The sequence below is a fragment of the Synechococcus sp. UW179A genome, from assembly GCF_900473965.1.
Taxonomy (GTDB): domain Bacteria; phylum Cyanobacteriota; class Cyanobacteriia; order PCC-6307; family Cyanobiaceae; genus Synechococcus_C.
This window is the reverse complement of the sequence record NZ_UCNJ01000014.1, coordinates 140,293-150,473: the sequence shown is the minus strand read 5'-3', so window position 1 is coordinate 150,473 and position 10,181 is coordinate 140,293. Positions and strand designations below refer to the sequence as shown.

Below are 10,181 nucleotides of genomic sequence, written 5' to 3'. Positions count from 1 at the left end.
ATGTCGCTTGCTTTATGAAGCCGACATGAAGAACCATTGAGACCTCGCTCAGGCGTTCTCAGGGAAGTGGTTGTTAGCGTCCAGTCCATGCAAGCCCTACTGCAACCGCCTGAGCTCTTGCCTCAGCCCAAGCATTCCGGCGAAAGGGTGCTGCTGGTTCGACTGCCCTGCAATCCAATTTTCCCGATCGGCCCGATCTATCTCGCTGATCACCTCCACAAGTGTTTTCCAGGAATCCCGCAGCGGATTCTTGATCTGGCTGCCTTACCGGTTCTTGATGTGCACCGGGTTCTGCGCATCACGATCGACCAATTCCGCCCCACCCTTCTGGTGTTCTCCTGGAGGGACATTCAGATCTATGCCCCCGTCGACGGTCGGGGCGGTAACCCTCTGCAGAATTCCTTTGAGGTCTTCTATGCCCGTAATCCCTTAAAGCGGTTGCACGGTGCCCTCGGTGGACTCCGGCTGATGACCAGCCACTACGGAGAGCTCTCACGCAACCAAGCTCTGGTGCGTAGGGGGCTTCGTCAAGCAAGGCGTCATCGTCCTGAAGCCAGGGCCGTGCTTGGAGGAGGCGCTGTCAGCGTTTTCTACGAACAGCTTGGTCGCTCTTTGCCCAAAGGAACGATTGTGTCCGTCGGTGAAGGTGAGCCTCTGTTGGAGAAACTGCTTCTCGGTCAATCACTCGATGGCGAGCGCTGCTTTGTGGTCGGTGAGCCCCCTCGGCCCGGGTTGATCCACGAGCAACCGGAAAGCCGACCGAAAACGGCATGTGACTACGACTACATCGCTTCGATTTGGCCCCAGCTCGACTGGTATCTCGAGGGGGGTGATTTCTACGTCGGAGTGCAGACCAAACGTGGCTGTCCTCATAACTGCTGTTATTGCGTCTACACGGCTGTAGAGGGCAAGCAGGTGCGCCTGAATCCTGTTCAGTCGGTGGTTTCGGAGATGCGTCAGCTCTACGACAGAGGTGTTCGAGGTTTCTGGTTCACCGATGCCCAGTTCATTCCCGCCAAGCGTTACATCGAGGATGCCAAGGAGCTTTTGCGAGCCATTAAGGCGGAGGGCCTCACCGATATTCGCTGGGCTGCCTACATCCGGGCCGACAATTTGGATCCAGAACTGGCTCAGCTGATGGTCGAGACCGGGATGAGTTACTTCGAAATCGGCATTACCTCAGGCTCCCAGGAGCTCGTGCGCAAAATGCGCATGGGCTACAACCTGCGCACTGTGCTGGAAAGCTGCAGGATGCTGGCGGATGCAGGCTTCCGTGACCATGTCTCGGTGAACTACTCCTTCAATGTGATCGACGAGCGTCCGGAGACGATTCGTCAGACCGTTGCCTATCACCGTGAGCTGGAGCGCATCTTTGGCGCAGATCTTGTTGAGCCAGCGATTTTCTTTATCGGGCTGCAGCCTCACACACACCTGGAGCAGTACGGCTTCGACCAGGGACTGATCAAACCCGGTTACAACCCGATGAGCATGATGCCCTGGACTGCGCGCAAGCTGCTCTGGAACCCTGAGCCCATGGGCAGCACTTTCGGCAGGATCTGCTTGGAAGCCTTTGATCTTGATCCATCCGATTTCGGCCGAACCGTGATGTCACTGCTTGAGAGGGATTACGGCGTGGCCCCTCTGCAGGAAGCACTTCGAGCACCGCTTCAGGGCCGGGCCGCTTTAGCCAAGGCCGTGAGCTGACGCCAGAGCAGAACGCCCAAAGCGATAATTCCAACCAGCCCGCCCAGGGGGTTGGCATGGGCTCCGCCGGGGCCGATCAGCCATTCGGGAGCATTAGGGGAGACCTGCAGCAACCCGGCTCGTAGTGCGAACCAGCCGCCGACCAGCCCGCCGTGCAATCCGACGCAGCCCCATAGGGAACCACCGTCTAGGCGCCTCTGCAGGGCAAGGATCAGACCAAGCAGCAACAAGCCTGTTAGCAGTCCGAGCATCGGCAGAAAACCCTGATCAAATCGGGTGTGCGCAAGGCTGAAAATCAGGGCCTGACTGATGACTGCTGTGCGAGGGCCAGTGAGTTCGTTGAGCTCTCCCCAGAGCCAGCCTCGGAAGAGCAGTTCCTCCGCCAAGCCCAGTCCGAAGCACAGCAATAAAGCGTTGACAACATCCGCTGTGGTGAGTTCCCCGAGCCAGCGCCCCCAGGATCCCAGCAGCAAGGGCAGGCAGATCAAGGCCAGTAGGCCTGCCGAACGCAGCAGGCCCTGAACCAAGCATGAGCCTGGTGATGCCTCGCCGCGGCGGCTGCGAATGCCAAGGGTCAGCCAGGGCTGACGGCTGTTCCAGCGTTGGCGCACCCAGCTGGGTAGCACCAGGATGAACAGCACGAATGTGATAACCGTGCCGATCAGCGACAGCTTGGAAGCTGAGGTGCCAGGACTCAGCAAACCGATGGGTTGTGCCATCAACCACCCCAGTCCATATAGCGCGGGAATTAAGGCGATCGCAGCGACCCAGCGGGGGTGAAGGCTGAGCAGACCATCCCAGGCTTCGACAGTGGGTTTAACGATTACTCCTCCGGTTCGATTGTGCTGGTGAGCCCTTTGCCTTTGAGCGTTTCGCAATAGAACTCGGCCGGCTCTAAGTCGCAAACGATCACAAGCCCAACGCCTGTGTTGTGAGCTTCCAGCATCACAGCCATGCAGTCCTGCTCGCTGAGTTGGGGAACCACCTGACGCAAGGTGGTGACCACATACTCCATGGAGTTGACCGGGTCGTTGTGAAGCAGCACTTTGTACCGGGGAGAGCGCTTGCGGACCTGTTCCGGTGCCTTGTCCAGAACGGCCGCTCCACCTGGGCTACGGCTGGGGGTGTCCACCGCCATGACCATGGTTCTCAGAGAAATCGAATTTAAAGGGGATGGGCGCACAGCTGGCGAGTCAGAGGACCTTGATTCGCGCCATGGCGCTGTCGACATTGTCTCGACTGTTGAATGCCGAGAGGCGGAAGTAACCCTCTCCAGCTGCGCCGAAGCCGCTTCCTGGAGTCCCCACTACATGCCCTTGATGGAGCAGATGGTCAAAGAAGCCCCAGGAGTCCATGCCGTCAGGAGTCTTGATCCACACGTAAGGAGCGTGCTCCCCGCCATACACGGTGAGGCCAGCTGAGCTGAGTTCGCGACGGATAATTGCGGCATTCTCCATATAAAAGGCCACCAGGTTCTTCACTTCTTGCTGGCCGGCATCGGAGTAAACGGCTTCGGCGCCACGCTGAATGATGTAGCTCACACCGTTGAACTTGGTGCTCTGTCTTCGGTTCCAAAGGCCCCAGAGTTCAACAGCCTCACCATCAGAAGTTTTGCCCTTGAGTCCTTTGGGAACAACGGTGAGCGCGCAGCGGGTGCCGGTGAAGCCGGCATTCTTAGAGAACGAGCGGAATTCAATGGCGCAGTCACGGGCTCCTTCGATCTCGAAGATTGAGTGGGGAAGGCTCGGGTCCTGAATAAAGGCCTCGTAGGCGGCGTCGAACAGGATCAGAGAGCCGTTGGCGCGGGCGTAGTCCACCCAGGCTTTCAGCTGTTCCTTCGTTGCTACGGCACCTGTGGGGTTGTTGGGAAAGCACAGGTAGACCAGATCCACCGGTTCGCTGGGGATCTCGGCAGTGAAGCTGTTGTCGGCACTGATGGGTAGATAGGTGAGACCGGCATAGCGCCCTTCGTCGCCGGCATCGCCGGTGCGACCAGCCATCACATTGCTGTCCACATACACGGGGTAGACCGGATCTGTGACGGCGATCTTGTTCCCTGCCCCGAGGATGTCAAGGATGTTGCTGCTGTCGCATTTGGAGCCGTCGGAAACGAAGATCTCCTCGGCGCTGATGTCACATCCGCGTGCCTGAAAGTCGTGCTTGGCGATGGCTTCCCGCAGCCAGCCGTACCCCTGTTCAGGGCCGTAGCCGTGAAAACCTTCGGCGGTACCCATCTCATCAATGGCTGTTTTCATCGCCTCGCGACAGGCCTTGGGGAGTGGTTCTGTCACGTCGCCAATGCCTAGGCGAATCAGAGCTGCATCAGGGTTCGCAGTGGCAAAGGCCTTCACCCGACGTCCGATTTCAGGGAACAGATAGCCCGCCTTGAGTTTGAGGTAATTGCCGTTGACCTGAACCACAGAAAGACCGATTTCTGCGGGCATCCTGCTACATACGATGAAGGAAGTCGGGTCGGAAGACCGTGACCGTCGCGTTGAATATGAATACATCCATCGCTCCTGTGTCATTTGACGAGCTGGTGGATGCGGGCATCAACAGGCCAGCTCGCTACATGGGCCATGAGCTCGGCGTTGAGCCGAAGGACTGGCATGCCGCCAGGGTTCGTTGGGCTCTCACCTATCCCGAGCTTTATGAGGTGGGCTCCAGCAATCTGGGCCACATCATTCTCTATTCGATTCTCAATGCCCTGCCTGGGCAGGTGTGTGATCGCTCCTACCTTCCAGCAGCTGATCTGGCCGAACGCCTCAAGCAACGTGAGCAGGCCCTCTTTGGTGTGGAGAGTCGCTGGCCCCTCAATGCTTTCGACATTCTTGGCTTCAGTCTGAGCTATGAGCTTGGAGCCACCAACATCCTCGAGATGTTGGATCTCTGCAGGGTTCCGATCCGGGCGGCAGATCGCGGGGACCTTCCGCTGAGCGACCCGCAGGCTCCGCCTCTGATTTTTGCCGGAGGACCAACCGCAACCAGCAATCCAGAGCCCTATTCGGCCTTCTTCGATTTCATTGCCTTGGGTGATGGTGAGGAGCTGTTGCCAGAGATCGGATTGGTGCTGGCCGAAGGCAAGCAGGCAGGGCTGACACGCTCGGCTCTGCTGCTTGATCTGGCTTTGGTGCCAGGGGTTTATGTGCCTTCTCTCTATTCCCCGGGCCCAGATGGGGTGAGCCTTGAACCGCTGAAGCCAGGACTGCCAAAACGGGTGCTGAGACGTGTGGCTACGCCGATGCCCCATTACGCAATGGGTCTCGTCCCCCATGTGGAAACAGTCCATGACCGGCTGACGGTGGAAATCCGACGGGGCTGCACGCGTGGCTGTCGTTTCTGCCAGCCGGGCATGCTCACGCGGCCGGCGAGAGATGTGGAGCCCGAAGCCGTGATCGAGGCCGTTGAGACGGGCATGCGTCAGACCGGCTACAGCGATTTCTCACTGCTGTCGCTCAGCTGCAGTGACTACCTGGCGCTCCCGGCTGTGGGAGTGGAGCTGCGCAATCGGCTTGCGGATCGCAATGTCACGCTTCAGCTCCCCAGCCAGCGAGTCGATCGTTTCGACCAGAACATCGCCCACATTCTTGGAGGTGCACGCAAGGCAGGACTCACCTTTGCTCCGGAAGCCGGCACTCAGCGTCTGCGGGATATCGTCAACAAGGGGCTCACCGATGATGACCTTCTGCAGGGCATCCGTACGGCAATGCAGAACGGGTACCGCAAGGTCAAGCTCTATTTCATGATCGGGCTACCGGGAGAGACCGATGCCGATGTGCTCGGTATCTCCGAAACCTGCCGGATGCTTCAGGAGTGTTGTCGCGACCTGGGCCGCCTCAGCCTCAATACCACCATCAGCAATTTCACGCCGAAGCCCCACACTCCTTTTCAGTGGCACAGCGTTTCCACAGCCGAGTTTCTCCGACGTCAGCAATTGCTGCGTGATGCGGGACGACGGCTTCGAGGTGTGCGCTTCAACTTCACGGATGTGCGCCTTTCGGCGATGGAAGATTTTGTGGGTCGAGGCGATCGGCGGTTGGCCCCTGTGATTGAAGCGGCCTGGCGTGCCGGCGCGGGAATGGATGCCTGGTTCGAAGCCCTGGATCGCACCTACAACGCCTGGACCAGTGCCATTGCCCACGCCGGGCTTCAGGGGAGTTACCGGCAGATGGAGCTTGGTGGCTGGAGTGCCGTGTCGGCGCTGGATCGTGATGATCTTGAGGCGTTCTGCCGGCAACCCCTGCCCTGGGATCACATCGACAGCGGCATCGACAAAGGCTGGCTCGTCCAGGATCTGCAGCATGCGCTCGCCTCTAGCGTTGTGCCCGACTGCTCGTTTGAAGCTTGCAGCAGCTGTGGCGTCTGTGGTCCTGATCTGGGACAGAACGTTGTAGTGGCGCCACCTGAAGTCCCAGTGGCCAAGCCTCAGCAGGCGCCACCGAGTGAGCGTGTCTGTCGCATTCGCTTTCGCTTCAGCAAAACAGGAGCGATGGCGCTGCTCAGCCATCTGGATCTGGTGCGTCTTCTGGAGCGGGCACTGCGCAGGACCGAGCTGCCCGTGAGCTTCACAGGTGGATTTCATCCATTGCCTCGGCTTCAGCTCGCACTGGCGCTCCCTTTGGGAGTGGAAGGGGAAGGCGAATGGATGGATCTCGAATTTGTAGAGACCGTGGACGCGCTGAGGGTGAAGGAGCGTTGGCAGCAGTCGTTGCCACCGGGATTGCGCCTGATCACGGCTGAGGAGGTGGCGGTGTCATCGCCCAGCCTTGCTCAGCAGGTGCGAGCCAGCCGCTGGCGATTTGTTCTAAATGGCTCAGAGCGGCTGTCGCAGAGTGAATCCGTCGACTGGTCGCAGGCCGTCTCGGCACTGTTTGCGCAGAACGAGCTGATCTGGGAAGACACTGATAAGAAGGGTCGACCGCGTCGTCGTGACGTGCGTGACCTGCTTCAAAGTCTGCGACTTGTGGAGCTTGTTGAGCCCTGTTCCGGTGCAGTCGGGTGCGGAGCGGAGCTGGAGCTCATCGCTGCTGTTGATTCCCAGGGCCGCAGTCTCAAGCCGGCCCAGCTGCAGTTCTGGCTCTCGCAACATCTGGGGTTTGACTTGTCACTCTCCCGTGTTCGACGGATCGAGCTGACTCTGTTGCAGTGCTAAATTCAAATGAGGACTTCAATCCAGAGGCTTGAGCCACGGATTCGTCCCGGACTTCATTGTCCCAATCATTGTTTGGAACCAGAGGCCTAGGCCTCAGCTCCAGCCAGCGCCCTAGCGCTGATATTGATGCCATAGGAGCGATTCGCTCCGTGCCATTTCGACCGAAGGGTCTTCTCAAAGCAATTCCAATTCACCCCCGATCAAGGAGCCAGCGGCTCACTGATTGGTATCTGCCCTGACGGGCGTCGTCAGTTCCTGTTTATGCCCCAGCAAATTGTCATCGCCGAGCAGCTGCGAATTGCAGCGGTTCTGTCCGATGACCGCGTTGATGAGCTGATCGTGGCGCAAGGCCGCTATCAGATCGGTGACGTGTACCTCGGAACGGTGGAGAACGTGCTCCCGGGGATTGACGCCGCCTTTGTGAACATCGGTGAGAGTGAGAAAAACGGTTTCATCCATGTGAGCGACCTGGGCCCGCTGCGCCTCAAAAAAGGTTCTGCAGGCATCACTGAGCTGCTCGAACCGCGCCAAAAGGTTCTCGTTCAGGTGATGAAAGAGCCCACCGGCACAAAGGGCCCTCGTCTTACCGGAAATCTGGCTCTTCCAGGCCGTTATCTGGTGTTGCAGCCCAGTGGTCAGGGAGTGAATATCTCCCGTCGCATCAGCGCCGAAGGAGAGCGCAATCGCCTACGAGCTCTAGGGGTGTTGGTGAAACCGCCGGGTGCTGGTCTGCTCGTCCGCACGGAAGCGGAGGGAGTCAGTGAAGACCTACTCATCGATGATCTCGAGTCTTTGCTGCGTCAGTGGGAAGCGATTCAGAAAGCCGCTGAAATCGCTTCGCCGCCTGTTCTGCTCAACCGGGACGAGGATTTCATCCATCGGATTCTTAGAGATCACATCGGCCCTGACCTATCCCGTGTGGTGCTCGATAATGCCGCCGCTGTCGACCGTGTGACCACCTTCCTGGGCCAGGAAGGGGCCAACGTGTTGGTGGAGGCACACACCGAATCCGACGAGCTGCTTGAGCACTTCAAGGTGAATGCGGCCATCCGTGATGCTTTGAAACCGAGGGTGGATCTTCCATCCGGCGGTTACGTGATCATCGAGCCCACGGAGGCTCTCACCGTGATCGACGTGAACTCGGGCTCGTTCACCCGTTCCGCCAATGCTCGTGAGACGGTTCTCTGGACCAACTGCGAAGCGGCTGTCGAGATTGGACGGCAGTTGAAGCTCCGCAACATCGGTGGTGTGATCGTCGTCGACTTCATCGACATGGATTCCCGTCGTGATCAGTTGCAGCTGCTGGAGCATTTCATGACGGCGATGCGCGATGACATGGCACGCCCTCAGATCGCACAACTCACCGAGCTGGGCTTGGTTGAGATGACGCGCAAGCGTCAGGGTCAGAACATTTACGAGCTGTTCGGTCGAGTCTCCCCTGGTTACGAGGCCGTGCTGCCTGGGAAGGATCTTCCTCAGCCTCAAGCTGCCGCTACAGGCCTGGTGAGGTCTTCAACATCGGCGCGTGCGGAAGTCCCTGCCTCTGTTGATTCAGGAGGAGGTCGCCGACGTCGTGGTGGCCGCAGCCGGCTTAATGGATCCACTGAGACCAAATTGGTTGACTCGCCCCTTGAGACGACTGTTGCCGCTGAATCCACATCGGATGCCATCGAGCCTGCGGGCTCCAACCGCCGCCAGGATCCCGAACTGGTCGCAGTGCCGATGGACGACGACCAAGAAAGGGTCTTTGGCTGGTTGGGGCTGAACCCTGTGCTTCTGCTGGATCCACCTCCCGAAAATGACAACCTGCTAGTGCGTGTGGTGCGACCGGGTGAAGATGCCGACTCAGTTCTGGAGGACGCACGCCAGCAGTTGGCTGCCAATTCAGGTCGCCGCCGCCGTCGCGGCTCCCGTGGTGGTCGAGGTGGTGCGCGCAATGGTTCAACCGCCCCGGCACCTTCGCCCGTGCCTGCCTCGGGAACCGCTGAAGAGGCACCCTTGCTGGTTGAGATCACCCCACTGGAGGTGACTCCTACCCATGGCGCCCCGACACCGTCGCAATCGGTTGCTGGACCTGAGTCAAAGCTCCCTGAACCCGTTGCAGCAGCAGTTGCCGAGCCTGAGCAGCCCGCTGAAGAGGCCCGGCCGGGTCGGCGCCGGCGACGGTCATCCGCTACTGCCGAGTGATTGCTGGAGTTGATGAGGTTGGCCGTGGATGCTGGTTCGGCCCTGTCTTCGCTGCGGCGGTCATCCTCACTGATCCTGCCGCGAATCAACTCTCCGATCTCGGCCTGACCGATAGCAAAGCCCTCTCTCCCAAGCGCCGAGCTGCGCTGGTTCCCGAGATTGAAGCTCGAGCGACCAGCTGGGCACTTGGGCAGGCGGCCGCGCGTGATGTGGATGCCAAGGGGATCAGGGTGGCGACGGAGCTTGCGATGCTTCGTGCTCTTCAAAAACTCCCCCAGGTCCCCGAGTTGGTTCTGGTGGATGGAGTGCTGCCTCTGCGTCCCTGGACGGGAGCTCAGCGCACCATCGTGCGGGGTGACAGCTGTGAGGCTTCAATTGCTGCCGCCAGCGTGCTGGCAAAAGAAGCGCGTGATGCTTTGATTCGTCGTCTGGCGCGACGTTTCCCTGGTTACGCATTGGAACGCCATGCCGGATATGGCACCGCTCAACATCGAGCGGCCCTGCTGGTCTCAGGTCCCACTCCGATGCATCGTCACACCTTCCTCACCAAGGTGTTCTCCGGGGTCTGAGCGCTGCTCCGTACTTGTTGTCTCCTTCGCCGGTGGCTGCAGTGCCCAGTCCTGAAAATCTCGCACCAGCTGTCGCCCAACCCGACCTTTAATCGTCATCAGGATGCCGTTCAGAATCGACTCGCCTGTGCTTTCCAGCACTCGTTTCGGAATCAGCTTCAGCAGTGGTGGCTGACTGACATGGACTCCGAGCTTCGCCTCGCCCTGCAAGCCGTGATCCGCCACTTCAAGCAATGCTTCCAGGCTCAGCTGGAAGTCGTCCACAAGGCCAAGTCCATCCAGCGTGGCATCGGTCGCCTGAATGGTGATGGTGCCATCACCCTGCTCGATCTTCAGCGAAACGACAGGACAGACCTGCAGCTGAAAAACTTGCAGTGTGGTGACGGTGTATCGGTAACGACCAGGACCGATTCTGTCGAGCTGACGCGCATCCAGAAGAGCTTTGATCACTCGGTCTTCCTGTTGCAGGTAGCTGCGCAGGTGTTCGGTCTGGTTGGCGACCGGCAGATCGAGATGCTGACTGGCGCGGAAGGCAAGGGTCATGCCCCTTGTGCTGACGCGGCATGATC

The 10,181-nt window shown here is 59.4% G+C and carries 8 protein-coding genes; 4 read left to right on the top strand and 4 right to left on the bottom strand.

Features of this window, described 5'->3' with window-relative positions:
• Positions 1 to 87: 87 nt before the first annotated feature.
• Positions 88 to 1,704 (top strand): photosystem II high light acclimation radical SAM protein, encoded by a 1,617-nt coding sequence (locus DXY31_RS08500; protein WP_114993352.1) that lies wholly within the window; start codon positions 88 to 90, stop codon positions 1,702 to 1,704.
• Here the strand turns inward: DXY31_RS08500 and DXY31_RS08495 are convergent.
• From DXY31_RS08495 to DXY31_RS08485, 3 genes are all read right to left on the bottom strand, one after another.
• Positions 1,668 to 2,462, bottom strand: a complete 795-nt coding sequence (locus DXY31_RS08495) for a lysostaphin resistance A-like protein (RefSeq protein WP_371639258.1) — start codon at positions 2,460 to 2,462, stop codon at positions 1,668 to 1,670. The two genes, DXY31_RS08500 and DXY31_RS08495, sit on opposite strands and share 37 nt — an antisense overlap.
• 65 nt (positions 2,463 to 2,527) lie before the next feature.
• Positions 2,528 to 2,848, bottom strand: coding sequence for an ATP-dependent Clp protease adapter ClpS (clpS, locus tag DXY31_RS08490; RefSeq protein WP_066904616.1), 321 nt, complete (start codon positions 2,846 to 2,848; stop codon positions 2,528 to 2,530).
• Between the two features lie 49 nt (positions 2,849 to 2,897).
• Positions 2,898 to 4,124, bottom strand: coding sequence for an LL-diaminopimelate aminotransferase (locus tag DXY31_RS08485; RefSeq protein ID WP_114993374.1), 1,227 nt, complete (start codon positions 4,122 to 4,124; stop codon positions 2,898 to 2,900).
• Between the two features lie 80 nt (positions 4,125 to 4,204).
• On the opposite strand from DXY31_RS08485, the gene DXY31_RS08480 reads away from it, so the two are divergent.
• The 3 genes from DXY31_RS08480 (at position 4,205) to DXY31_RS08470 (ending at position 9,612) form a co-directional block, all read left to right on the top strand.
• Entirely contained in the window at positions 4,205 to 6,856 is a 2,652-nt protein-coding gene (locus DXY31_RS08480) for a TIGR03960 family B12-binding radical SAM protein (RefSeq protein ID WP_114993350.1), read from the top strand.
• Positions 6,857 to 7,117: 261 nt separating this feature from the next.
• Positions 7,118 to 9,043, top strand: a complete 1,926-nt coding sequence (locus DXY31_RS08475) for an Rne/Rng family ribonuclease (RefSeq protein WP_114993349.1) — start codon at positions 7,118 to 7,120, stop codon at positions 9,041 to 9,043.
• Complete coding sequence (locus DXY31_RS08470) at positions 9,040 to 9,612, top strand: ribonuclease HII (protein ID WP_114993348.1); 573 nt, start codon at positions 9,040 to 9,042, stop codon at positions 9,610 to 9,612. The genes DXY31_RS08475 and DXY31_RS08470 overlap by 4 nt, the downstream gene beginning before the upstream one ends.
• Here DXY31_RS08470 and DXY31_RS08465 read toward each other — a convergent pair.
• Entirely contained in the window at positions 9,553 to 10,155 is a 603-nt protein-coding gene (locus DXY31_RS08465) for a DUF1997 domain-containing protein (protein ID WP_114993347.1), read from the bottom strand. The genes DXY31_RS08470 and DXY31_RS08465 overlap by 60 nt on opposite strands.
• Between the last annotated feature and the right edge of the window lie 26 nt (positions 10,156 to 10,181).

Bases quoted from the DNA above. Each gene is read 5' to 3' on its own strand.
- DXY31_RS08475 (WP_114993349.1), top strand. From the start codon at position 7,118: ATGCCCCAGCAAATTGTCATCGCCGAGCAGCTGCGAATTGCAGCGGTT.
- clpS (WP_066904616.1), bottom strand. From the start codon at position 2,848: ATGGTCATGGCGGTGGACACCCCCAGCCGTAGCCCAGGTGGAGCGGCC.
- DXY31_RS08500 (WP_114993352.1), top strand. From the start codon at position 88: ATGCAAGCCCTACTGCAACCGCCTGAGCTCTTGCCTCAGCCCAAGCAT.
- DXY31_RS08465 (WP_114993347.1), bottom strand. From the start codon at position 10,155: ATGACCCTTGCCTTCCGCGCCAGTCAGCATCTCGATCTGCCGGTCGCC.
- DXY31_RS08480 (WP_114993350.1), top strand. From the start codon at position 4,205: ATGAATACATCCATCGCTCCTGTGTCATTTGACGAGCTGGTGGATGCG.